This is a genomic window from Phyllobacterium sp. K27 (assembly GCF_054796155.1).
The window spans coordinates 824,502-846,991 of the sequence record NZ_JBTWND010000004.1; the positions used below are offsets into that span (position 1 = coordinate 824,502).

26 protein-coding genes are annotated in these 22,490 nt (G+C 53.9%); 13 read left to right on the top strand and 13 right to left on the bottom strand.

What is annotated here, in order from left to right:
- Nucleotides 1-14: 14 nt before the first annotated feature.
- The gene (locus ACYJL1_RS25405) at nucleotides 15-767 is read left to right on the top strand and encodes an amino acid ABC transporter ATP-binding protein (protein WP_460899856.1); all 753 of its coding nucleotides are present in this window, start codon (nucleotides 15-17) and stop codon (nucleotides 765-767) included.
- 26 nt (nucleotides 768-793) lie between these two features.
- On the opposite strand, the gene ACYJL1_RS25410 is transcribed toward ACYJL1_RS25405, so the two are convergent.
- Nucleotides 794-1,177 carry a hypothetical protein gene (locus ACYJL1_RS25410; RefSeq protein WP_460899857.1) on the bottom strand — a complete coding sequence of 128 codons (384 nt, stop codon included), beginning with the start codon at nucleotides 1,175-1,177 and terminating at the stop codon, nucleotides 794-796.
- 234 nt (nucleotides 1,178-1,411) lie between these two features.
- Between ACYJL1_RS25410 and ACYJL1_RS25415 the strand changes: the two genes are divergently transcribed.
- On the top strand, nucleotides 1,412-4,531 hold the full coding sequence (locus tag ACYJL1_RS25415) for a LysM peptidoglycan-binding domain-containing protein (protein WP_460899858.1): 3,120 nt from the start codon (nucleotides 1,412-1,414) through the stop codon (nucleotides 4,529-4,531).
- Between the two features lie 3 nt (nucleotides 4,532-4,534).
- Here the strand turns inward: ACYJL1_RS25415 and sctT are convergent, their stop codons facing one another.
- Genes sctT through ACYJL1_RS25475 form a run of 12 tightly spaced genes read right to left on the bottom strand, consistent with a single transcriptional unit; the run spans nucleotide 4,535 to nucleotide 12,582 of the window.
- The gene (sctT, locus tag ACYJL1_RS25420; protein ID WP_460899859.1) at nucleotides 4,535-5,365 is read right to left on the bottom strand and encodes a type III secretion system export apparatus subunit SctT; all 831 of its coding nucleotides are present in this window, start codon (nucleotides 5,363-5,365) and stop codon (nucleotides 4,535-4,537) included.
- A gap of 6 nt (nucleotides 5,366-5,371) precedes the next feature.
- Complete coding sequence (locus tag ACYJL1_RS25425; RefSeq protein WP_460899860.1) at nucleotides 5,372-5,641, bottom strand: EscS/YscS/HrcS family type III secretion system export apparatus protein; 270 nt, start codon at nucleotides 5,639-5,641, stop codon at nucleotides 5,372-5,374.
- Between the two features lie 2 nt (nucleotides 5,642-5,643).
- Nucleotides 5,644-6,303 (bottom strand): type III secretion system export apparatus subunit SctR, encoded by a 660-nt coding sequence (sctR, locus tag ACYJL1_RS25430; RefSeq protein WP_460899861.1) that lies wholly within the window; start codon nucleotides 6,301-6,303, stop codon nucleotides 5,644-5,646.
- Complete coding sequence (gene sctQ / locus ACYJL1_RS25435; protein ID WP_460899862.1) at nucleotides 6,296-7,348, bottom strand: type III secretion system cytoplasmic ring protein SctQ; 1,053 nt, start codon at nucleotides 7,346-7,348, stop codon at nucleotides 6,296-6,298. Before sctQ ends, sctR begins: the two co-directional genes overlap by 8 nt.
- An 8-nt stretch (nucleotides 7,349-7,356) precedes the next feature.
- On the bottom strand, nucleotides 7,357-7,848 hold the full coding sequence (gene sctO, locus ACYJL1_RS25440; RefSeq protein WP_460899863.1) for a type III secretion system stalk subunit SctO: 492 nt from the start codon (nucleotides 7,846-7,848) through the stop codon (nucleotides 7,357-7,359).
- Nucleotides 7,845-9,191 (bottom strand): FliI/YscN family ATPase, encoded by a 1,347-nt coding sequence (locus ACYJL1_RS25445; RefSeq protein WP_460899864.1) that lies wholly within the window; start codon nucleotides 9,189-9,191, stop codon nucleotides 7,845-7,847. The genes sctO and ACYJL1_RS25445 overlap by 4 nt, the downstream gene beginning before the upstream one ends.
- Nucleotides 9,188-9,790 carry a FliH/SctL family protein gene (locus ACYJL1_RS25450; RefSeq protein WP_460899865.1) on the bottom strand — a complete coding sequence of 201 codons (603 nt, stop codon included), beginning with the start codon at nucleotides 9,788-9,790 and terminating at the stop codon, nucleotides 9,188-9,190. Before ACYJL1_RS25450 ends, ACYJL1_RS25445 begins: the two co-directional genes overlap by 4 nt.
- Nucleotides 9,790-10,467, bottom strand: coding sequence for a type III secretion protein (locus tag ACYJL1_RS25455; protein WP_460899866.1), 678 nt, complete (start codon nucleotides 10,465-10,467; stop codon nucleotides 9,790-9,792). Before ACYJL1_RS25455 ends, ACYJL1_RS25450 begins: the two co-directional genes overlap by 1 nt.
- Nucleotides 10,464-11,246: a type III secretion system inner membrane ring lipoprotein SctJ gene (sctJ, locus tag ACYJL1_RS25460; RefSeq protein ID WP_460899867.1), complete on the bottom strand. Its 783-nt coding sequence runs from the start codon at nucleotides 11,244-11,246 to the stop codon at nucleotides 10,464-10,466. Before sctJ ends, ACYJL1_RS25455 begins: the two co-directional genes overlap by 4 nt.
- Nucleotides 11,247-11,253: 7 nt before the next feature.
- On the bottom strand, nucleotides 11,254-11,664 hold the full coding sequence (locus tag ACYJL1_RS25465) for a hypothetical protein (RefSeq protein WP_460899868.1): 411 nt from the start codon (nucleotides 11,662-11,664) through the stop codon (nucleotides 11,254-11,256).
- A 40-nt stretch (nucleotides 11,665-11,704) separates the two neighbouring features.
- Nucleotides 11,705-11,890, bottom strand: coding sequence for a hypothetical protein (locus ACYJL1_RS25470; protein ID WP_460899869.1), 186 nt, complete (start codon nucleotides 11,888-11,890; stop codon nucleotides 11,705-11,707).
- Entirely contained in the window at nucleotides 11,890-12,582 is a 693-nt protein-coding gene (locus ACYJL1_RS25475; RefSeq protein WP_460899870.1) for a type III secretion protein, read from the bottom strand. The genes ACYJL1_RS25470 and ACYJL1_RS25475 overlap by 1 nt, the downstream gene beginning before the upstream one ends.
- A gap of 377 nt (nucleotides 12,583-12,959) precedes the next feature.
- Between ACYJL1_RS25475 and ACYJL1_RS25480 the strand changes: the two genes are divergently transcribed.
- The 11 genes from ACYJL1_RS25480 to ACYJL1_RS25530 all read left to right on the top strand — a co-directional run bounded on the left by ACYJL1_RS25480 (nucleotide 12,960) and on the right by ACYJL1_RS25530 (nucleotide 22,413).
- Nucleotides 12,960-13,124 carry a hypothetical protein gene (locus ACYJL1_RS25480; protein WP_460899871.1) on the top strand — a complete coding sequence of 55 codons (165 nt, stop codon included), beginning with the start codon at nucleotides 12,960-12,962 and terminating at the stop codon, nucleotides 13,122-13,124.
- Between the two features lie 135 nt (nucleotides 13,125-13,259).
- Nucleotides 13,260-14,171 (top strand): SctD/MshK family protein, encoded by a 912-nt coding sequence (locus tag ACYJL1_RS25485; RefSeq protein WP_460899872.1) that lies wholly within the window; start codon nucleotides 13,260-13,262, stop codon nucleotides 14,169-14,171.
- Nucleotides 14,172-14,294: 123 nt separating this feature from the next.
- Entirely contained in the window at nucleotides 14,295-14,687 is a 393-nt protein-coding gene (locus ACYJL1_RS25490) for a hypothetical protein (protein ID WP_460899873.1), read from the top strand.
- Entirely contained in the window at nucleotides 14,684-15,019 is a 336-nt protein-coding gene (locus ACYJL1_RS25495; protein WP_460899874.1) for a tetratricopeptide repeat protein, read from the top strand. Before ACYJL1_RS25490 ends, ACYJL1_RS25495 begins: the two co-directional genes overlap by 4 nt.
- Complete coding sequence (gene sctV, locus ACYJL1_RS25500) at nucleotides 15,016-17,154, top strand: type III secretion system export apparatus subunit SctV (protein ID WP_460899875.1); 2,139 nt, start codon at nucleotides 15,016-15,018, stop codon at nucleotides 17,152-17,154. Before ACYJL1_RS25495 ends, sctV begins: the two co-directional genes overlap by 4 nt.
- 115 nt (nucleotides 17,155-17,269) lie before the next feature.
- The gene (locus ACYJL1_RS25505; RefSeq protein ID WP_460899876.1) at nucleotides 17,270-18,556 is read left to right on the top strand and encodes a type II and III secretion system protein family protein; all 1,287 of its coding nucleotides are present in this window, start codon (nucleotides 17,270-17,272) and stop codon (nucleotides 18,554-18,556) included.
- The gene (locus ACYJL1_RS25510; RefSeq protein WP_460899877.1) at nucleotides 18,546-18,989 is read left to right on the top strand and encodes a hypothetical protein; all 444 of its coding nucleotides are present in this window, start codon (nucleotides 18,546-18,548) and stop codon (nucleotides 18,987-18,989) included. Before ACYJL1_RS25505 ends, ACYJL1_RS25510 begins: the two co-directional genes overlap by 11 nt.
- 11 nt (nucleotides 18,990-19,000) lie before the next feature.
- The gene (locus ACYJL1_RS25515) at nucleotides 19,001-19,813 is read left to right on the top strand and encodes a tetratricopeptide repeat protein (RefSeq protein WP_460899878.1); all 813 of its coding nucleotides are present in this window, start codon (nucleotides 19,001-19,003) and stop codon (nucleotides 19,811-19,813) included.
- A gap of 15 nt (nucleotides 19,814-19,828) precedes the next feature.
- A complete protein-coding gene (locus ACYJL1_RS25520; protein ID WP_460899879.1) occupies nucleotides 19,829-20,869 on the top strand; it encodes an EscU/YscU/HrcU family type III secretion system export apparatus switch protein in 1,041 nt (346 codons plus the stop codon).
- A gap of 59 nt (nucleotides 20,870-20,928) precedes the next feature.
- A complete protein-coding gene (locus tag ACYJL1_RS25525) occupies nucleotides 20,929-21,597 on the top strand; it encodes a L,D-transpeptidase (protein WP_460899880.1) in 669 nt (222 codons plus the stop codon).
- 12 nt (nucleotides 21,598-21,609) lie between these two features.
- A complete protein-coding gene (locus tag ACYJL1_RS25530; protein ID WP_460899881.1) occupies nucleotides 21,610-22,413 on the top strand; it encodes a hypothetical protein in 804 nt (267 codons plus the stop codon).
- The last annotated feature ends 77 nt before the right edge of the window (nucleotides 22,414-22,490 follow it).

The following is a 22,490-nucleotide window of genomic DNA, read 5'->3' on the forward strand; positions in this document are numbered from 1 at the left end:
CTGAAGGAAATGCCATGACGCAATCCATAGTCTCAGCCGGCGAAATTGAACTCAATGGCGTCCATAAATGGTTCGGCAGTTTCCATGCGCTGGACGATATCAATCTTGTCATTGCACCGCAGGAGAAAGTTGTGATCTGCGGCCCTTCCGGTTCAGGAAAGTCGACGCTGATCCGTTGCATCAACCGTCTTGAATCGCATGAGCAAGGCAGGATCATTGTTGGCGGAATAGAACTGACCGAAGATGAGGACCAGATTGATGAAGTTCGCCGCGAAGTCGGCATGGTCTTCCAGCATTTCAATCTTTTCCCGCATTTAACGATCCTGCAAAACTGCATCCTTGCTCCCATGTGGGTACGCAAGATTCCAAAGAAACAGGCCATTGAAACGGCAATGCATTTTTTGGATCGCGTGCGTATTCCCGAGCAGGCAGACAAATTTCCCGCGCAGCTTTCAGGCGGACAACAGCAACGGGTAGCAATCGCCCGTGCACTCTGCATGACGCCAAAAGTCATGCTTTTTGACGAACCGACTTCGGCGCTTGATCCGGAAATGGTCAAGGAAGTCCTTGATACGATGGTTTCCCTTGCAAAAGAGGGAATGACGATGGTCTGCGTCACCCATGAGATGGGATTTGCCAAACAGGTCGCAGACCGCGTTATATTCATGGATCGCGGGCGGATCATCGAAGAGGGCAAGCCGCTCGAATTCTTCGACAATCCGCAAAATGAGCGGAGCAAATTATTCTTGAGCCAGATATTGCACTGAGGCAGGACTCTACCGGTCGATAACCCTCACGCGAAATAAATCACGCTGGCAATGACGGCAATGAGTATCATCAATGTTGCTGCAATGACGTAGCGTGCTTTGCCGGTTGGGGCCGGTTGGGCGGCTGCGTGTCTTGCGGCGGGCATTGCATTGGAAGGCGTGTCCGCCGAGGAGAGACCGTCGGGTAGCAACGAGGCTTGAGGTACAATGGGAAGAGGGTTCTGCTCGATTGATTTCGGACTGGCACCCAGCTCTACCGAATTTGGCCGTTGCTTGGTATCGAGAATTTCGTGTTTGCGTTGACGCGTAGCGCCCTCAGCCGCGCGCTCGAATTTTCGCATGGCGTTCTCATCATTCCAACTGCTTTCGAGCGCCTGTTGCGAGCTTGTATTGTTGATGGACTGAACCAAGGAACCGTCCTTTCTGGATAGTTACGTCTTGAACGTCTTGTCTCCGCTGCTGGGATGATGACGGGAACCTATCCGATTGGCAAATATATTCTGTCACACCGTCATTGGAATTGTTCCCTGTCATAAAACTGTGAGGCATATCTTCCATGTTTCACCCTGCCGTTGCCGGTGAGTCCCACGCGTCCTTTCGCGTTGCAGGAACGTCCCGATTTTCAGATCAGGCAGGAGAACGCGATGTCTTTTCGTATAGATATAGATGGCAAAAGCCGCTTTGATGCCAACGGTAACAAGATACCGCTGACTTCTACACAACAACAGCAACTCTTCGTCGAGCAGATCAGGCAGGCTGTACGCGAACGCGCCCAGGCAGGCGGGCCGAACGCCTTCGATCCTGATAAAGAAAAGCTGATTGTGGTTCAGCCGGGGGATAGTCTTTGGGAAATTGCCAAGGACAACAATGTCCGGTTTGGCGATGTGGTGGAGGCAAACAAAGGCCTCCATGACAATCAAATCGATCTGGTCAAACCGGATGATGTCATCATTATTCCCCATATTGCGCCTGATCTGGCCGCAGGCACGGTCAAGGACAAAGAGGGCGTGCCTGCTGGAGAAGCTGCTTTCCAGAACGAACTCTATGAGCGCGGGAATAATCTGCAATATGCAGATGATCCATCCAAGACAGACTTTCCTGCTGAAACCAAAGGCATACAAGAGGATGTCGGGGCCTATCTCGATGGGCTTCCGGCAAGCGAACGGCAGGCTGCCGTTTCGAGGCTCATTGGACACAAGAGCGATTGGCAGGATGCAAGCCCGGCGCTGAGCGCCATAGAGGGCGCTGCCAAAGAGAGGCAGTTGATTGCCGATCCCCAGGAAGCCTTTGCCAAGGAAATCTATGCAACAGGCAACAAGCTGCAATATTCCGACAATCCCAATACCGATTATAAAGCAGGAACCGCAAATATCGCGGCGGATGTAAAAGACTATCTTCAAGGCATACCCGAAGGCGAGCGAGCCAAATCCCTTCAGGCGCTCTACGATCGGGACTGGACCGATGCGGGGCCATCGCAGGTTGCGCTGGAAAACACAGCCAAAGAGCTTGGCATATCGCTGCGACCTTCAACCCATCATGGATCGCAAATAGAGTCTGAGGCACGGCAGATTATCGACGAGGCGAATGCCGCAGGCAAACCGGACGAGGTGTTCAACGCCCTGAAAGCCTCTTATGACAAAGCTCCAGCAGAAGTTCAGGCCGCAATTGACGGCAATGCAGATGCCAAAGAGCTCATAAGCAATACGGCCGCCTGGGCGACAGAAAGGCTCAAGAATTATGATCCTGAAAAAGCGGTCAGCGATCAGGGCGATAGTGCAGAGTCCATGCGCAAGCTGGAGGCTCTGACCAAAGATGCCGATCCAAAACTGGCAGCGCAATTGATGCTTGATGCTTTGCCGACCATAGAGGCTGCGAACGCACGCAAGCAGGAGAAGATCGGCGGTGACCTCATTGGTCTGGAAGGCCAGCAAAACCTCAATATCATTATGGGCCGCATTGGCGAAACGCCAACAGGTCAGATCGTCCTCGACCGCTTTATAAATATGCATATGGGCAATGCTGAATCGATGCGTATGGCGATCATTTCAGGTTCAGGACTTGATTTTCCGCTGGCACGGGCTGCGACTTCTCCCTCAAGTGGCTATCTGGAAAACACGATCCTCCCAAGCGTCGTTGAGTTTTCCAAAGGCTCTGTAAATGGCAGTGTCGATAAGTACTCCGCCCATATGCAGGAGGTGCAATGGCTAATTGCAAACCACGGCGCCACGATGACGCCGGAACAGCTCGAGAAAGCCATCACCGATTATGAAGCGGAAAAGGGTCAGGGCTGGAAAGATCAGAAGCTGGCACTGGAAAATGACGTTGCGGCAAAGGGCAATCAACTCCTCAATCAGTTGAGTCAACTGGGAAATCTGTCGCCGGAGCTCTCCGCTCAACAGGGCGCCGCCGATGAAAAAATCAAGGAAATCCTTTCTGACGACAAATCTGTCATGGCAATGCAGGTCGCGCTCAAGAATGATCCGACGCTTCTGGATAAACCCGCTGTTGTTTCCCTGCTAACCCATCAGGCACGTCTGACAGACCGTGGCCGGAAACTTGCAGAAGAAGCAATGACGCAGATCGTGCGCCGGACTGTTTTGCCGTCATTTGGAAATCTCAATCCGAATGACCCTGCAAGCATTGAGCGGGCCAAGGCAGGGATAGCCTCCTTGCAGAATAGTCCTGCCGCCAAATTGCTTGGCATACCGGAGGATGAATTCCAGAAGGCGCTGAAGGCGGTCGAAGAGTCGCTTCCAGCAGCAGGCGATACCGAAGCCCAAATGGTACAGAAGTTGAAAAACCTCGATGCCAGGCTGACTGACACCAATAATGGAATGAAGTCGTTCAAAAACACGACAGTTCCCGGACAGATGCTGCGCTTGATTGGCCTTGCAGCCGTTGGCGTGGGGTTGGCTTCGACATTGAGCCGAACCGGTCAGGACCCGTTGATGAAGTTCAAGGTTTTCATTGATGCTGCCGGTGTGGGGCAGCGTTCAATCGAATTGCTCAACGGTTTTCAAAAGATCAACCCCGACTCAATGGCCGTGAAACACTTCGGCAGCAGCAGCACAACCGCCGCAAAATGGTTGGGATCGGTTGGTGCAAGCTTCGATCTGGTGCTGGCGACGCGCTCCTACATGGGCGGTGACTGGCAGATGGGTACGCTGCAAGCCGCCGCCGGTGCAGGAGGGATCTTGGCCGCTTTCGGGACCGGGTCGATGGCAGGGCCAGTCGGTCTGGTCATTGTCGGCGCTGCGGTCATTGGCCAGATGCTTCTTACCAATACAAGGGAATCGAACCTCTATATGACGGACACCTCAATGCGGTTTTTGCAGCACGCCCAATTGTCGCAAGAAACTGCGAAGGCACTGGTCGATCAAAGCGGCGAGGGGTTCAGTCCCGTTCCGCTATTGGTTAAATATGCACAGCTGAAGGGCTACAATCTCGACCAGCCCGCAGACCTTCAAAAATTCGTCAACTGGCTCAATGCCATACCCCAGGACAAGCTCGCCACGCTCCGGGATAATCTGCACCATACGCTCGACGGCCTGAATGGCGACGTTTCCAGATTTCCGGCGACGTCCGAAGGAGATGCAAATTACACTGATCCGCAGAAGTTAAATCATCGGACCCAAAGTGCCTCGGGCAGGGCGGCGGTATCGCGCCCTAGTCTGGCCGACAAGATTGATGACGGCAATGCGGATCCTCAATCGGTCGTACAGATTGACGCCACACTCCGCCAGCTGGGTATATCGGTGGCTTGAACCTCAAGGTGCTTTTTGTGGTTCGCCAGTTACGAGCGAACGCATGATGTCCGATGTTCCTCGGAGGTCCTTTAACTCGGACATCATATAGGGCACGAGATAGGAGATGTAGAGCACCATCAGCACGGCAAAAAGCATGTTTTTGATGGCAAGCGACAAATCGAAAACATGCAGCTGTGGCGACATACGGGAAAGATATGCCAGCATCAAATCGGTGAGCAGCAGGGCCAGAACAACAGGCGCGATCAGGATGATCGCAATTTGCATGATGCGGTCCAAAACCCCGAGCAGCGCCGGAATGGCGTTGACATTGATCACCGGCGCGAATTTGATCGCGGGCCACAATTCATAGCTTTTGTAAAAGCCATCGACGAGCAGAAGAAAGCCGCCTGACATAAAGAAGAGCGCAAGCAGGGCGAAGACAAAAAGGGTTCCGGCGATGCTGGTCTCGCTGACCTGCAAAGGATCAATCAACTGCGCCGATGTGGAGCCACGTTGCAAATCGACCAGATCGCCCGCAACCTCCGCGCCCCAAAACGGGATGCCGAAGGCGATGCCGATGATCATGCCGACAATCAGCTCCTTAACCAGCAATCCGGTGATGAGCAGGCTGCCGAGCTGCCCTTCGGCAAGAATTGCATTGAGCACACCCGGAACTGCCGGGATGCAGATTGCAATGGCAACGCAGGAGCGGATCATTCCGGTCAGTCCAAGCCGGATGAAGGCGGGCGTGACCATGATCATGCCCAGCGCGCGGGCAACGCTTATGGCCATTGCAACGAGCAAGGGATAGGCGAGGGCAAGAAAAGACGATGTGCTTGAGATAGCGTCCATATTTCGCTAACGCGTCATCGCCGGGAAACTGTCAAGCACGTGGCTTGCCAGATTTGCGACCTGCACGGCGAGTGTCGGTCCAAGCACAATGAGAGTCAGCATGACGGCAACAAGCTTTACCGCCTGTGGCAATGTCTGATCCTGGATTTGCGTCAGCGCCTGTATGAGTCCCACGCTGATGCCAATGACAATGGCTATCCCCAATACGGGTGCCGAGGCGATCAGAACTGTCAAAAGTGCATTCTGCATCTGTGCAAGAAAAGCGGTCTGACCCACAGCTACGTGCCTCCATAACTTAATATGAGTCCATGCATCAGGCGGGACCAGCCGTCGACTGCCACAAACAGAAAGATCTTCAACGGTATCGAGATCAGTGTCGGCGACACCATCATCATGCCCATCGCCATCAACACATTCGAAACAATCAGATCGATAACCAGAAATGGCAGATAAAGCAGAAACCCGATCTCGAAAGCGCGGGTAAGTTCCGAGCTTACGAAAGCTGGAATAAGCACAAGCAGACTGTCTGGCTTCAGATCAGCGCGCGCTTCCGGCGACCACACGTTCTCGGTTGCCTGCATGAAGAACTGCCGCTCATTTTCATTGGTGAACTTGGAAAGATGAGCCTGCAAAGGCGGTCGCAATGCCTCGGCGGCGGCTCTCATACTGTCCATGGACTGCGTGTCCACCTGCTGTGCCTCAAGAATGCGGTACATCTCGCCCACAAGCGGCGTTGTTACATAGACCGTCAGGATCAATGCGATGCCATATAAGACCAGATTGGGTGGCGATTGCTGGATACCCAAAGCATTGCGAATGAGAAACAGCACGATAGATATTTTGAGGAATCCCGTCATTGTAACAACGGCAAGCGGGATCAGCCCGATAACCGAGACAACAATGATAATCGGGATGAGATTGGTCTGATACTCACCCAAGCCGAACGACCCTTACGCCAAGTCCCGCACCGATTTTTACCAGTTCGCCGCTGCCGACCAAACGACCATTGGCCAATATGTTCACGGCATTTGTCGTGCTGGCCGCAACCGGCAAAACACTGCCTTCGCCGAGCTTGCGAATTTCACTCAACGGCAATTCGCAGCGGCCGATCTCAAAGACCAGCTCCACGGGAAGGTCGTCAACTTGTTCGAACCCTGCTGATCCGGAAGGTTTGGTGTAGGATTGCGACATCGTCGAGTTCTCCCCATTTTTAGCAGGTAGGCTCCACCTGCTGGTCATTCTGTATTTTTGTCCGTCAGGCGTAATTGAAGCAACAAAGCGCCTGGAAAGAATGGCAACGGGATCGGCCTCGGATGATTCTTTGCGCAGGATCACATCACCTGCTTTAAGACCGCGCAGTTCCGCCACCGTCAGGATTTGTGTTCCCGCGCAAAGCTGCACTGGAAAACCGATACTCGAAAGCAGCCCCGCCGCGCCTTGTGATTCCGATTGGTTGAGCGCACTGCCGAGGAGCTGTGCCGCGTCACGGGTCAGGTGCAATTCGGCGTTACGAGGATAATCATCAAAATCAAGAACCCACGGCAGTATGATGTCGTAATCTGCCGCTTCTTCTTGATCGCCGAAGCGAATGGAGTATCCGATAATTTCTTCAAGCCGGTTCAGTTGTTCCGAAAGAACATGTTCGACCAGAATACTGCGCTGGCGTGGTGCAAGGCTGGCGATCATTTTGGTGATGCCGAATCCCTGCACAAGCCGCTCAAGGGTGCCTGCTGAGAGCACCAGTTTGCATGCCCAGGGTCCTATCGCGACCGGTACCGCAACAGGATTCAAAAGAAGTGATGCTTTATCGGCCAGATAAAGACCGATTGCGGGTCCGCTATTGGTCAACTGAACGGAAACAGTCTCCTTGGGAAACATATTCAAAATGGCAATATGATCCGGGTTGACCGAAGGAAGCCAGTCGAGCGGGTCTTTGCCATCAGCGGGCTGGTTGTTTGAAAATGTCTGCGTCTCTGCGAGCATATTCACCCTCAAAGTCCCTTGTGAACGGATGATGCGGGTCTCTGCTGGTCCTCATCCTCAAGTTCTGTCATCAGATCTGCACGCTTGTCTTTCTTGATGCCCTGCTTCTCAAGAAGGAGTTTGAGCTTGTCATGCTGTCGGAGCCGGGAAAGATGTTCGGCGGCTTTTTCACGGGCCTTGTCTGCTTCTTCGAGCAGTTTGACTTTCGCTTGCGCCTCCATCTGCTGGAGATGGGCGGCCTGATAGGTCAATGCAGACAGAGCATCCTGATAGTCATCCAGTGCCTGACGGCCGAGCAAACCACCGGACATCTGTTCATACATGGCGGTCTCGCGGCTCAGCCTGCTCTCATCATTCTGGATGATGCGCTCTGCGGCTGCGTCCACCGCCATCGAAGCAGCGTTCTCGGCATTTTGCTGGCGAAGGTAAGCCTCTTCAGCAAGTCTCGTACGCATCTTGCGCAGCTCCATGAGCTTTTTCAGGTTCTTTTCCTGGCTCATGCGAGAAGTCCCTGCAATTGCAGTTCCGTCTCGGCAAACCCGAAATGTTCATCGCCGGTTTGCCGAAGAAACTGCTCGATCTGTACATGCCGATCCAGCGCTTCGTCCGATCGCGGGTCTGCTCCACGCTTATATTCCCCGACGCGCAGCAATAATTCGATGTCCTCATAGCGCGCCATGAGATCGCGGACTTTTGAAGCGCTTGCACGGTGGGTTTTGCTGGCCACCGCATCCATCAGGCGACTGCGGCTTCGCAAAACGTCAATCGCAGGGAAGTGATTGCGCTGGGCAAGTTCACTGCTCAAGACAATATGTCCATCAAGAATGGCTTTTGTTTCTTCGGCCACAGGATCAAGCGTGCCGTCGCCTTCGGTCAAAACCGTGTAAAGACCCGTGATGGATCCTCCAAGACCCGGACCGGCACGCTCGAGCAAACGCGGCAATGCGGCAAACAGGGAAGGGGGAAAACCGCGTCTTGTCGGGGGCTCTCCTGCCGCAAGGCCGATTTCGCGCTGGGCGCGGGCAAATCGGGTCACGCTGTCCATCAGGAGCAGCACATGCTGTCCCTGATCTCTGAAATATTCCGCAATCGCGGTTGCGCCATAGGCCGCTTTGACACGCTCAATGGCAGGGCGGTCGGAGGTCGCGACGACAACAACGGAACGCCTTCGCCCTTCTTCGCCGAGCTGAATATCAATGAATTCCCGCACCTCGCGGCCGCGTTCGCCGATCAGCGCGATTACAATGACATCTGCCTGTGTACCGCGCACGATGCTTGAAAGCAGCGATGATTTACCTACGCCAGCTTCACCGAATATGCCGATGCGCTGTCCGCGTGCTACCGTCAGAAGGCCATCAATGGCCTTTACACCAAGTTGCAGCGGATATTGGATAAGGTCGCGTTGCAATGGCTGGAGGGGAACATTGTGTGTCGGATAATAGGTGCCGGTATGCAGGGCAGTGGGCAGGCCCGTGCGGCTGAGAACCTCGCCAAGCGGGTTCAGAACACAGCCCAGCAATTCTGGTCCAACGGGAATCTGTAGCGTATGTCCTGTCGGAATCACCTCTGCCCGTGTTGACATGCCATCCAGATCACCGATTGGCGTCAAAATGGCCTCTTCATCATGAAAGCCCACGACCTCGGCAGGGACAATCTTACCCGACACCGGATCACGCAGATGACAATACTCACCGATCCGCACCATCGAAACCGTTGCATGGACAATAATACCTGTGATCTTGCGAATACGGCCTCTGACAGGACGCGTATCAGCCTTGGCTGCAGTGTCCTGCAACCGACCCATGAGTTGGCTGAGATCAGGCGGATTGAACTCTCGCTTCATTCAGCCGCTCCATCCTGTCGCTTGGGTGCGACAAGGGCCTCACGGATGGCGGCGAGTTGTGTTTCCAGTCCCGCATCGATGACCGCTATTGCGTTTGAAAGTACGCATTTGGTCCCGCTCAAACGAGGGTCGGGAAGAACCGTGATATTCAGCGAAGGATTGACATAGTCAGAGGCGATCCGCTTGGCGACGTCTTCGGCAATGTCCGGAGCAACAGTGATTGTGATGTCCCGTTCACGTTGAAATCCCTGCAAAGCATGTTGTGCAAGTTTTGCAACCAGTTCCGCATCATCCAACTTGCCCAAAATCCTCGAAATAATGGAAAGGCTGAGATCAACAAGTTGCTGGTCAAGCCCGGCAACATAGTCGTTGACACGTGCTGTTGTTGTTGTCAGCAAAGCCGAGGCCTCAAGCGCTCCCTGCTGGAATCCTGCCTGATACCCTTCCTTGCGGCTTGCCTCCCGGATCCCATGGATATTTTCCATCTGGGCGACAGCTTCGGCTCTTGTTGCTTCGATAAAAGCAAAGCCGTCGATCCAGTGCTGAACATCCTGCTCGCGGATAATCTTTGACCCGGGCATCGTCGGCAACTCGTTCATCACACGTCCTCTTGCATCAATGAAGAGTCTGGACTTACCGCAAGCCTTCGCATGATCGCCGCGCCCAAGGCACGGTGTTTGGCATCCGGAAAGGGGGTGAGGGAACGGTCATTGGCATGTTTCAGGCGGGCCCAAGCGCCGATTGCCGCCGGCAACGCTGCTTGCCAGCTTGCAAGGCACCGATAGCCATCAGCTTCAAGGCTGGCTTCCAAAGCATCGAGACTTTCCGGCGGAGGAAGATTGCCTGCCAGGTCGCGGTTGGCAAGCGCTGCCTGAAAGGCGGCTTCACCAATGCGCCGCTTTATCTCGGTTACCTCGTTCGTGCGGATTTCACTGGCTAGAAATTGCGCCCAGAAGACTGCGCCTGCAAGAGGGATTAAAGTCGCTATCTGATCGGCTGGACTCGCCAGCAGATGCACATCGGCCGGGTCAACGCTCATTGATGCAGGCAAGTCCGGCAACGCAAAACGATCCATCAGCAATGATTTAAGCTGCCTTTGCACCCTGCTTGATGCCTGAAGTTGTGATGCCACCTCTGGTGAAATCACACCGTCATAACAGGCAACAACACGCTCCGGGTGGACAAGCTTTGCTGGATTGGAAATAAGGGCACTCCAATCCGGCTGCCCGGACGAAGCCTGCGCTGCTTCGCTCGCCGTACCTGGTCCCTCGCTCACTTGGCAGGTCCTACGGGTACAAGCGGATAGACCCGTCTGCGCTTCTTCTGCCAGAAGAGATAGCCAAGCGCCCCACCAAGACCGAGCACCGCGATGAACAATATGCCGAAAAGCCATTTGGCTTTGGCTGCACTGGCGGGGAGCATCCATATGCCAAGGAATGAGGTGAGTTCAGTATTGGTGCCCACAGTGGGGCTTGTCATGGCAACCACAGGTATAACGGACACTTTTTCATAAGTGAGTCCTGCAATACCATTGGCCACAAGGGTTTTGATCTGCGGAATCAGCGTGTTTATATCGAGATTGGCTTCGTGCCGGATAAAAACCGAGGCCGATGCGGGAACCGCATTGCGTTGCAGCGGATCATTGTCAGGCAGAACGACATGGACCCGGGCGGAAACGACACCATCAATCTCCGAAACAGTACGGGACAATTCTTCGCTCAGCGCAAAGATCATCTGCGCTCTTTCCTGAACAGGAGATGCAACAAGTCCCTCCTGTTTGAAAACGCTGCCCATCGTTGCAAATTGCGTCTTGGGCAACCCGGCTTCATTGAGAACTGTAACCGCTTGCGCAAACTGGTCTTCATCGACAGTGACGGACAGTTTGCCGTTCTTTTGCAGCACACGACCTGCCGGAATACCCTTCTGAAGCAGGGTGGCGACCATGGCATTGGCCTCCCGCTCTTCAAGATTGGTATAAAGATCCTCTTTACATGCCTGTAGGGCGAGGCAAATCGTTGCTACGATGAGGCATCGTTGTACCGGGCTTATCTCCATGCGACGCTTACTGACCTTTGACAAGTGTATTGGCTGCGCCGGTTATTTGCGTCGTGCCGCGTACGACCATCTGGGTCTCGATCGAATGGTCAAACACAGTGCCTAATTCCTGCACGACCCGGTCAATCGCATCGCCCTCAACCTTGGCCGACTTGCTTCCGCTTAACGCTGGATTGGTGAACGACTGCGGCGTGCTCTTTTCAGTCTCGTTGCTGCGGTTGACAAATTTTCCGCTGCGCTCGACGAACCCTTTCAGGTCGTTGACGAGGGAGCGCCCAAGATCTGCCGGGCTTGCGCCTTGGGGAAGCGTCTGAATATTCCGGGACATATGCTCGAAAAGATTCTGCGAGGCAATGGACTGGGTCGCTGTTGCATCTGCGGGCACTGTAGCGGCTACGGCTGCCGAAACTGCTGTCATGATAAATTCTCCATCTGATCCGGACTTTCAGGAATGATCCTTATTCGTCGGACATGGCTTCATTCAACATTTCATTGGCGAGCTTCATCATTTCCTGACCGATCAATGATACGCCGCCACCTACCAAAGCCTGGTTCAGCGCTTCTTCAAACTGTTGCTGTTGTTCCGAAGGGGTCGGCTGATTGGCTGGCTGCTGAGTAACATTCGAAATTGATGGGGTTGCCATTACTGCTCTCCTGTCTGCTGTTCGCTACCCGCTGATATTTGTTTGCGCGCGCTGTTTTGTCCATTATTCCGGGGGTCGGATTGGGCGATTTCTTCGACGACTTCGTTTCTCTGGCCGCCGCGAAACACGCGCACGCGAGGATCATCTGCCGTTGCCTGGGGTGGTGGCTGAACAGTTGAAACAACCTGCTGAACCATGGCGATGAAGGCGGGAGGACCAGATACGCGCAGCGCGGGGGCATTCGGGGTGGACTTGATCGAGAAGCGATCATCCATGAGATCAAGACGCTGAACCTCATCAACAACCATCCCGCCATTTGCACGGCCAAGATCAATGATCTGCGTTGCAAATTCCTCGCTTGAATTCATATGAAGTATTGACCCGTCATAATACCAGATCAATCCGTTGGCTTCGGCAATCCTCGTCAAAAAAGCACCGGCTGTATCGGCACGGACTTCGCCCCGGACCTGCCCGCGTATCTTGTCGGAAAGCGCAACAGGCACACCGAGGTTGCGACCGAATTCCTTCAGGGCATCGCGAATGTCCTGATTGATAAGAACATAGGAATATCGCTTGTCGAACCAGTCGGGCGCTGCTGCAACTGCCGGACCGGCGGACGTCAAAACGAAGCCAGCTGTAGCCATCGACACAACAAGCGTTCGCAAATGCCCAACGGTCATCGGAAAAGTCATGCGAAAGCACCCTCTAATGCGAAGTGTCACATTTATCTCTATAACAGCAATGAATCATATGCAACGCAACTATAAACGAAATGTAATTTGACCCTACTGACATTTTTTGTCAGTAGTAGCATTATATATCTCAAATAGTTCAAATTTTGAATTAATTTTGATCTTGCATTGCACAAGATTGTACTGATACGATTCCATTATCAACTATCGTTACAGTTTGTAATATGAACTGAACTTCGTTAAATTGCCTTCTCTATTTTTTCATACTATCACCGATTACTAGCCAGTTTGTTAAATCATATGCCCCGGCTGGCGCCGAGACAGTGTGGATCGGTTCAATTTCTATAGATGAGTGTCAATCTCAAAGGAGAAATAGCATGGCTGTTCAAGGTGTTGGTGGTGGAGCAACGGGCTCGGATGCTTCAATCGGCAAGATGGAAGCAGCATTTGACAAGGCGATTGAGAAGTCAGCCAAGATCACTGAAATCACGACCGAAAAGAAGGTCGCACTTGATGCTGCCAAGCAGCGTCCAAACAACTGATTTTTAAGATTTGCGCAGATGGTGCAGTGCCATCTGCGCAAATCTCTATTGCCGGTCGGGCGCCTTTTGCCAGTTTGAGCCCGATGTAAAGACGCATGCGAATACTTCAAATACTTTGCAAACGAGGCAAACGTCATGGGTTCCATCGTTCGATTTCAAGAACCGAAAACAGCATTGTTGCTCCGGGTAACTGCGGGTGTTCATGATGGTGTTCTGCTTCCTCTTGAAGGTAGCTCCTATCGCTTGGGATCGGCGGCAGATTGTGATCTGACGCTGAGTGACTGCGATGTCGGCGCCCATCATATGACGCTCCAGCTTCAAGGATCGAATGTCCTGATCGAGGCTATCGATGGCGATGTTGTCATTGATGGCGATACGCTTGTTCCGGCCGGTCATGGCGTGCGTTCCCCCTTGCCTTTCGAGTTTCAGATCGGCGGTGCAACCATTGAGCTTTCCTCGCCGGTGCCTGAAGGTGACGGCTTGCGGAAAATGCCAAGAGCCAGCTGGATCGCCATTGGCGGCGGCGCGCTGACGCTGTTGACAATTGCGGCAGTGCAGGCAGGTGTCGGTGATTTCCTTGGCTCCAACAATACGGCCATTTCCCATTATTCCGCCAAGCATGGTCTGGTCACCGAGAGCGTTCAGGCTCCGGTCGCCGATGCGCCGGTCGCGGCATCGCTCAAGACCAGGCTTGCGGAAAACGGGCTTTCCGGTCTCAAGGTTGAGGCAGACGGGACGCGTTTGACAGTGTCGGGCGAACTGACGGCAGATGACAGCAAGGCCTGGGCCACTATCCAGAGTTGGTTCGATCGCACCTATGGCGGAACCTATGTGCTGACCAGCATGGTCGGTGCCATGGCGCCGAAGGTTCAACCAAAGTTTAATTTACAGGCTGTCTGGTTTGGGGATGCGCCCTACGCCATCAGCTCGGATGGAACGCGGCTCTATAAGGGGGCTGCGCTCGAAGATGGCTGGATCATCAAGGACATTCGCGACGGCAGCCTCACCGCAGCCCGCCAGGGAGAAGAGTTTGTTCTGACGTTCTAAGTTCTGGCTCAATGCGCATAACCCCAGGAATTGTATTCGATTTTTGGAAGGACTTATGCGCCGGATTAATAGTTGCTGCGTCTTTTGTATATGGAGACAAATGCGCAGTAATGGGGGATATGAATGGCACTTGACGTTCGTCGGCAGGAGGACCGGATTCGGGCACAGCTCGGGTCTGTTTCCGCGCGTCCGGATGTCACACGGGTCGAGCAAGCCCAATCCAAGGCGTTTGACGCATCCCTGGCTCGCTCCGAGCAGGCGGCAAGGCGCGCCAAAGAACCGTTTATCGGCCAGATTGGAAGGCTGCGAAAGCCAAAGCTGGCAAATCCCGGCGTGTTCGATCTAGCGCGGTCGCAGGAGATTCTGGACTATCTCATCAATGATCTGTTGCCGGAACTGGATATTGATGAAGAAATCGCTGCAATCACCGCATCAATGCTGACGGAAGAAATTGACAGCAGGCGCGAATTGCAGGAGCGGCTCAGCCTTGCGCAAAATCAGGCATTGGGCCAGTGACACAGCAGCGCCGGGACAGTGTAGAATTTCTTCATGGGCTCGGTTACCTCTATTGCAGGGCAGGTCAGCCTGAGCGGGGATTGGTATTTCTGCTGCTGGCCGCAAAAATTGCCCCGCATGAAACATCAATCCTCAAATCGCTGGCGGCAGTCTTTGTCGAAACCGAATCGGCCACACGCGCACTGACAGCGATTGACCGAATCGAAGATATTGAGGGCACGGTTGCCCCAGGTCTTTCCCTTCTCAAGAGCAGGGCGCAGTGGCTTCGCGGTGAACATGATCGAGCACGCGAAACTTTTCAGGACTATATAGACCGGAGGCGCTCGGTATGAATATCCTCGCCCCGTTGAACCGCTTTGCGCGGGCGGCTTCCAAGCGCTCCGACATTGTCATCGCAGCTTTTATGCTCATTGCCATCATCATGATGATCATTCCGCTGCCGACATTTCTTGTCGACATGCTGATTGGCATGAACATCGCTTTCAGCCTGCTTATTTTCGTTGTGGCCTTCTATATCTCGAAGCCGGTGCAGTTTTCGGCCCTGCCTTCCATTATCCTGCTTGGAACGCTTTTTCGCCTGTCACTGTCCATCACCACAACGCGATTGATTCTGCTCCAGGCCGACGCCGGCCAGATCGTCGCTGCCTTTGGTGATTTCGTTGTCGGCGGTGAAGTTGTTATTGGCCTCGTTGTTTTCCTGATCATCACCATTGCCCAGTTTGTTGTGATTACAAAGGGCGCGGAACGTGTGGCCGAAGTGGGCGCACGCTTTGCCCTTGATGCCATGCCCGGCAAACAGATGAGCATCGATAGCGAGGCGCGCAGCGGAGATATCGATCAGGCTGAAGCAAAGAGCCGTCGTCAGGGTCTGGAGCGCGAGAGCCAGTTCTATGGTGCCATGGATGGTGCCATGAAATTCGTCAAGGGCGATGCGGTTGCCGGACTGATCATCATCGCGATCAATCTGATCGGCGGCCTTGCCATTGGCTCATTGCAACATGGCATGCCGTTCAGCGAGGCAGCGCATACCTATTCGCTTTTGACTGTGGGCGATGGTCTGATTTCCCAAATACCTGCGCTGATGATGGCAGTCGCTGCAGGCATGGTGGTGACGCGGGTCACCTCAGACCGGAACGAAGATCTTGGAACCGAGATCATCGGCCAACTGGGTGCCAACCATCGCGCACTGGCCTTGGCTGCGGTCATCCTTTTTGGCTTTGGTCTTGTGCCGGGGTTCCCTACATTCGTATTCTGGACATTATCGGCATTGGCAGGCGGGCTTGCCTATGTCGTGCTCAAGAGGGCCGGCCAGCAAGATGAAGGCGCCGACGGTGATACCGGCAATATGGTTCAGATCGGCAACATAACCAATCCGCCGCTGGCTTTGGCAGACGGACAGACCGGGCTCCTTCCCGGATCGCAACGTCTGGTGCTATGCCTTGGATCGCATTTGGCGGAGACGGCTGCGCTGTCCGTGCTGCAAGAGAATATTGAGCAAGTCCGCACCAACCTTTTCACCGATATCGGTGTTCGCGTCCCGCAAATCGGTATCCGTACTGATTCTATGCTGGAGCCTGACCAGTTCCGCATCGATCTTGAAGGCGTGCCGGTCACGGACGGCATAATCTTTATCGACCAGATTCTGGTGACAGATGAAACTGTCCATCTCGAACTCATGTCCATTCCCTATCAGGTTCGCCCCGTTCTCATCGGGCGAAATGATTCAGTGTGGGTCGAACAGAGCCACAGGCAGACACTCGAACACGCGGGCATAACATTTCATGAGCCTGTTGCGGTTTTGATGGAGGTTCTGGCACGCTCGGTGCGCCGTTATGCATCCGACTTCATTGATGTGCAGGAAGTCCGTTTTCTTCTGTCGCAGGTTGAAGATGATTATGGCGATCTGGTCAAGGAAGCTGTTGGGATTTCATCCCTGCAGAAAATCTCCGAGGTTCTTCGCAGGCTGGTTGAAGAGGATATTCCGATTACCAATCTGCGTGTCATCCTGCAGGCCATAGTGGAATGGGGCCCGCAGATACAAAGCCCTTACGTGCTGGCTGAGTATGCAAGGATCGGATTGGCAAGGCAGATTTGTCACCGGCATTCTGAAATGAACCGGATTGTCTCAGCCTATCTGCTGACGAGGGAAACCGAAGATGCCGTCCGCGCCAGCGTGAATCAAGGGCCGGGCAATCCTTCGATCAATATTCCGGAAGATATCTCCCGTCCGATCATCGAACAGTTGAAAAGCCGTTTCAATGGCAGGGATACGGATATTGTCAGAACAGTGCTGACAACAATGGATATTCGTCGTCCTATCAGAAATCTCCTGATACGAAACGATATCAATCTGCCGGTTCTTTCCTATCAGGAAATCTCGCCGGAATTCAGTGTGCAGTCCCTTGGTTATATCTCGCTACCGGCTTCCGGCCAGATGCGGCAGATCGGGGCAGGGGCAAATGAGTAAGCGTTCAGTCAGTTTCCGTAACCAGCAACATTAGAATATGGTGGACAATTACCCTATGCTCATACTGAATTCTTTTGGGACGGCCCGGCCAGCACGTTTGCTATGGGCGGTATTTATGCTCACTGTGCTGTTGTCTTTTCTTGCCTGCCTTTACCCAGCCTCCGCTCAGGTCAAAGTTGATGCCACTGCGGGACAGGTGCTCAAGCTCAGCGTGGGGCAGGGGCAGATCTTGCGTTTTGATCAGCCCGTGGAATCGGTGTTTCTGGCCGATACGACCATCGCCGATGTTCGCGTCGTGTCTCCCGGAGCGGTCTATATTTACGGGACAAAAATCGGCAACACCAATCTGATCGCGCTCAGCCCTGATCAGGGTACCCGCGGCACTGTCCAGATACGCGTCGTCGGCAATCCGAAAGAGGCACAGCAATCGGCCAAGGTGCTCCAGCCCACCTCTACAGTGGATATTACCCTCTTTGGCGAGCAATATGTCGGCAAGGGCCAGACGAACAATGTGGGCGAGGCGCTGGACACGGACAATGTGCTTCAAAGCTATTCCAAACCGGACAAGCCCGCGCTCAACAATACAACAATTTCGGGTCCCAATCAGGTCAATATCCGCGTGCGCTTTGCCGAAGTGGCACGCAATGAGCTTGCGCGCTACGGTGTCGATTGGAGTGCGGTCGTCAATAGCGGCTCGTTCTCCTTTGGTCTTGTGCGAGGCGGGAATGTTCCCAGCCGGGACGGTGCAACTTCGATCGGTGTCAACAGCCGCCACGTCAATGTCGGCGTCCTTCTGGATGCATTGAAGGACAATGGCGTCCTGACGATCCTTGCAGAACCCAATATCACCGCCGTCACCGGACAAACGGCAAGCTTTCTTGCCGGTGGTGAAATCCCGGTTCCGATCCCGGTTGGAAACGACCAGATCGGTATTGAGTACAAACAGTTCGGTGTGTCTTTGCAGTTCACACCGACACTTTTGCCCAATGATCGTATTGCCCTGCAAGTGAGACCGGAAGTCAGCAGCGTTTCGCAGGACAGCGTGGTGTCCATTGGCGGATTGGTTGTCCCGTCCCTGCGTATCAGACGCGCCGATACAACAGTGGAAGTCGGAAGCGGCCAGACATTCGCCATCGCCGGTCTGTTCCAGCGACAGGAAACACAATCGATCAACAAGACGCCGGTCGTTGGTGATGTGCCTATTCTTGGAGAGCTTTTCAAGTCGAAGCGTTTCCAGCGTAACGAGACAGAGCTTGTCATTCTGATCACGCCCTATCTCGTCACACCCACATCCTCCCGCAATCTCAAAACACCGCTGGACAGCCCGTCAGGTGCAATTTCTTCGCCGCGCAAAAAGTCCAAGAAGGTCGTCAATCAGGGGTATGGCTTCTATGTTGATTAATAACCCTGTTTTCCCGGTCCGTTTGGGCTTCAAGCTTCTGGCCGTGATTGGCGCGGCAACGCTTTCCGGTTGCATGGGCACCAAGATACAGCCCTATTCGCCAAACTACAGCTATATTGACACAGGCGGCACCTCGCGGCCGGGTGTGGTCAGGAAGGGCTATGACAGCGAACGCGCCGCCATGCTCGTTCCCGATGCCTGTATCACACCGGATACGGGTGAATACCCGATGTACTTACCGTCGGGTTGCGCAAACAATCTCAATTTGCAGCACATGGCAGCCAAGAAGCAGGACCTGATGCATGGCCGCGAGATGGGACCCGCCATGGCTGCACCAGTGGCGCGCGCTGCACAGAATTATATTGAGGGAACTGACCCTGAGATCAGGCGCCGCCGCCGTCCGGCGGATGAGACGAGCCAGTCAACCCAATGAGGATAATCGGCATGATCATAAAGCATTTTGTCGGCGGTATTTTTCCTGTTCTATCCTTGGGACTGATGGTTACGGGTTGCATGTCCGGCTCGGCGGAACAAGCCGCTGCAAAGAGGCCCGTCAGCGAACAATCCAGATTGATGAAGATTGCCAGGGATATTGACGCAAAGGGCGAGAGCGGCACAGCTTTGGCGCTCTACGAGCGTGCCGCCGAAATGTCCGAGAATGATTCAACCGTCCATGTCCGGCTTGGAAATGCCAGGATGAAAGCTGGTGATCCGGAGGGGGCCGAGCAAGCATATCGGTCAGCACTTCAGATCAACCCGCAAGATGCCAAAGCCATGCTTGGATTGGGAACAATCCAGTTGCAAAGCGGTGATGCCAGTTCTGCCGCCAGAATTCTGGCGGCGGCCGCACCAGCGGTCAATACTGTCTCGGCCTATAACAAGCTTGGGACTGCCAGGGTCCTTAGCGGCGATGGTGCCGGGGCAGAAGGAGCCTTTACCAAAGCGCTCGCGCTGCAACCGGGAAACCTCGACACCAAAACCAATCTGGCATTGGCACAGGCTCTGTCCAACAAGCTACCCGACGCATCAACGAGCATGAATAGTGTTGTGACATCGCCGCTCGCGGAAAAGCGTCACTTTATCAACTACATGATTATTCTCAGCATGTCGGGCGATTCTGCCGGGGCGCGTGCAATCGACGTGCCTGACCTGCCTGCAAACCAGAAGAATCAGATTTTGGCGAAAGCCGCGAAACTACGTTCGATTGAGGATCCGGCGAAACGGGCACAGGCAATTGGCCTGCTCGCTTCGGCGTAATCAAGGACGAAAGATGTGAGCCAGACCAGCGAAGAAAAAACACTTCCAGCGTCAGACAAGAAGATAGAGGACGCACGCAAGAAGGGTCAGGTGCTGCATAGCCCTGACATGGTTTCCGGCGTGATCATTCTCTCGTGCACTTTATTCCTCATCTACATCGCTCCGGTTCTGCGCGTGAAGGTTGGTGCGCTGCTCGAAGAAGCCTCGCATATTTACGACCGTCCCTTTGCCGAAGTCTGGTACCGGTTGATGACGATTTCTGTTCAAAGCCTGCTGACGGCAACGATTCCCATTCTCGTCATCACCATGTTTGCAATTCTGATTACCAACGTTGCGGTTACGCGCGGATTTGTCTTTTCCGCCAAGCCTATTGAGCCAGACTTTGAACGTATCAATCCCATGACGGGCCTGAAGCGCATATTCTCACTCAAAAGCGTCGTGGAGTTCTGCAAGGCGCTGTTCAAGATTATTGCCGTGACGACAGCTTTTGTCTTCGTCTTTCATGCCGGGCTGAAGGCATTGTTCGAGTCGCCATCCTGTGGCGGCCTATGCATGCAGGCGACCTTCTTTGCCATGTTGAAGCCATTGGCCGCAATTGCCGTGGGTGCATTCCTGATCCTCGGGTTTTGCGACATCTTCCTGCAACGCTGGCTGTTCTTGCGCGAAATGCGGATGACGAAGACGGAGAGCAAGCGCGAGCATAAGGATATGGAAGGTGATCCACTGATCAAGCAGGAGCGCCACCGCCAGCGTCAGGCTGTAACCGGTGGCAAGAGCGGACTGAAAAGCGCGGTCCTGCTCATTGGCGACCCCGGCGATACAATTGTGGGTATCCGCTATGTGCGCGGTGAAACCCCCGTTCCCATCGTCGTTTGCCGCTCGTCTGGCGCCAGCGCCATGCAGATGAGCCAGCAGGCAGGTGATCTCGGGATTCCTGTATCGTTGGATGGCGACCTTGCCCGTCAGATCGCCAAGACCGCCAGCATAGGCAATCCGGTTCCCGAACGCGCCTTCCAGCCTGTCGCCAATGCTCTTGTCGCAGCGGGGTTGATTTGAATGGTTCAGGATATTGCGCAGCCAAAGCACAGGCTGCTCTCAATGGAGGTATGTTTTTCATGGTAACCCTGAAGTCCGGCATCGGAGCATTGATACTCATTCTGGCTTGTCTGGGCAGCGTCTCTGCCGGAGAGAGAATAGTGTCAACCGAACCATCGCCCCCTGTGCTCGACAAGAAGAACCACAAGGTTTGGGTTCAGCAAGGCTATCTGGATTTCCTGATGGAACCGGAAAGCTATCCACCGCAGCGCACCCGTCACGGCGCTGTGGTGATTGACAGGCTCCAGCCTGCCGTGCCGCGCAGCCTTGTGCGCTACGAGACACATGAAAAGCCCGGCACAATCATTATAGAGACAGAAAACCGCTCGCTTTATCTGGTGCAGGGCGATGGCCGGGCATTGCGTTACTCTGTCGGTGTGGGCCGGGAAGGTTATGGCTGGCGCGGTACCGAGCTTGTATCGAGCAAAAAAGAGTGGCCGGACTGGCGCCCCCCATCCGACATGCTTGCCCGGCGGCCGGACCTGCCGCGCCATATGGCTGGTGGACCAGACAATCCGCTTGGCGCACGCGCGCTTTATCTGGGGGATACGCTTTACCGGATACATGGCTCGAACGAGCCTGAAAGTGTCGGTCAATCATCCTCGTCAGGATGCTTTCGCATGACGAACGAAGACGTCGTCGATCTCTATCGCCGTGTCAAAATTGGAACAAAAGTAGTTGTTTTGTAAGGAGGCAATACAATGGCATTTGTCGTGAAACTGGATGGAAAAGGTTTTAGCCTGAAAAGTGCAGATGGCTCTCAAACCTATAATGTTACTCCTGCGCAGTCGCAATCCTGGCAGGTAGCCCTGGACAAGCAAGCCAAAATGCAGGGCTTCAAAAACACGTCTGAACTACTGGAAACCTATGTGGTGACAGTGCCAAACGCTGGTGATTCACAGTACAAGATTGCGGAACAGTTTGGCATCGGTCCCGAAGGCGCACAGGTGATGGTCAAAGGCAATGTGCAGTTTGCTAATCCTGATCTGATACACACCTATCACGAAGGCGATCTCAACCCTGATTTTGTCACGGTTCCTGTCGAGCCTAAAGTTGATAAGCCCATTTCGAACAAAAACCCGGATGGGCCAGTTCCTCCATCGGATGAACCAGCGGGTCAAACAGATAGTGTCAAAAAGCAGAACGCCATCGATACGCTGAAAAACCCCAGTGCGAGTTCAGAGCAACGGAAGGCGGCAATAGCAACCTATCTGGATGGGCATAGTGGCAGTGTAGAGGACCGCACCAAGGCGGCAATTGAGCTGCTCGATCCAAATCAGGACTATGGCGAAGAAAAAGTGAGGACAGCCAAACGTCAGGAGATTCTTGATGTTCTCGTGGAGCCTTCCAAGGACAATGATACCAAGAAAAAAATCTTTGACAGCCTGGTCGAACACCATTGGGTTTCCGAGAGATTTAACGACAAGAGCATGGACAAGGTGATCGGCGAGCACGCGAAGAACAAGTACAATATCGATGTTGATCCAACGAAGTGGAATCGTTGAGGTCCGACCCAGTTAGCGGGCGTAATCTTACAACTATTCGTTGAAGACAACGGGCTGCAATGTCCGATTTCGGGAGG

Coding starts and splice junctions, on each gene's coding strand:
- ACYJL1_RS25525 (WP_460899880.1), top strand. CDS start 20,929: ATGGTAACCCTGAAGTCCGGCATCGGAGCATTGATACTCATTCTGGCT.
- ACYJL1_RS25475 (WP_460899870.1), bottom strand. CDS start 12,582: ATGACTTTTCCGATGACCGTTGGGCATTTGCGAACGCTTGTTGTGTCG.
- ACYJL1_RS25485 (WP_460899872.1), top strand. CDS start 13,260: ATGGGTTCCATCGTTCGATTTCAAGAACCGAAAACAGCATTGTTGCTC.
- ACYJL1_RS25515 (WP_460899878.1), top strand. CDS start 19,001: ATGATCATAAAGCATTTTGTCGGCGGTATTTTTCCTGTTCTATCCTTG.
- ACYJL1_RS25470 (WP_460899869.1), bottom strand. CDS start 11,890: ATGGCAACCCCATCAATTTCGAATGTTACTCAGCAGCCAGCCAATCAG.
- sctQ (WP_460899862.1), bottom strand. CDS start 7,348: ATGCTCGCAGAGACGCAGACATTTTCAAACAACCAGCCCGCTGATGGC.
- ACYJL1_RS25510 (WP_460899877.1), top strand. CDS start 18,546: ATGTTGATTAATAACCCTGTTTTCCCGGTCCGTTTGGGCTTCAAGCTT.
- ACYJL1_RS25465 (WP_460899868.1), bottom strand. CDS start 11,664: ATGACAGCAGTTTCGGCAGCCGTAGCCGCTACAGTGCCCGCAGATGCA.
- sctO (WP_460899863.1), bottom strand. CDS start 7,848: ATGAGCCAGGAAAAGAACCTGAAAAAGCTCATGGAGCTGCGCAAGATG.
- ACYJL1_RS25450 (WP_460899865.1), bottom strand. CDS start 9,790: ATGAACGAGTTGCCGACGATGCCCGGGTCAAAGATTATCCGCGAGCAG.
- sctJ (WP_460899867.1), bottom strand. CDS start 11,246: ATGGAGATAAGCCCGGTACAACGATGCCTCATCGTAGCAACGATTTGC.
- ACYJL1_RS25490 (WP_460899873.1), top strand. CDS start 14,295: ATGGCACTTGACGTTCGTCGGCAGGAGGACCGGATTCGGGCACAGCTC.
- ACYJL1_RS25405 (WP_460899856.1), top strand. CDS start 15: ATGACGCAATCCATAGTCTCAGCCGGCGAAATTGAACTCAATGGCGTC.
- sctV (WP_460899875.1), top strand. CDS start 15,016: ATGAATATCCTCGCCCCGTTGAACCGCTTTGCGCGGGCGGCTTCCAAG.
- ACYJL1_RS25445 (WP_460899864.1), bottom strand. CDS start 9,191: ATGAAGCGAGAGTTCAATCCGCCTGATCTCAGCCAACTCATGGGTCGG.
- ACYJL1_RS25530 (WP_460899881.1), top strand. CDS start 21,610: ATGGCATTTGTCGTGAAACTGGATGGAAAAGGTTTTAGCCTGAAAAGT.
- ACYJL1_RS25480 (WP_460899871.1), top strand. CDS start 12,960: ATGGCTGTTCAAGGTGTTGGTGGTGGAGCAACGGGCTCGGATGCTTCA.
- ACYJL1_RS25415 (WP_460899858.1), top strand. CDS start 1,412: ATGTCTTTTCGTATAGATATAGATGGCAAAAGCCGCTTTGATGCCAAC.
- ACYJL1_RS25505 (WP_460899876.1), top strand. CDS start 17,270: ATGCTCACTGTGCTGTTGTCTTTTCTTGCCTGCCTTTACCCAGCCTCC.
- sctT (WP_460899859.1), bottom strand. CDS start 5,365: ATGGACGCTATCTCAAGCACATCGTCTTTTCTTGCCCTCGCCTATCCC.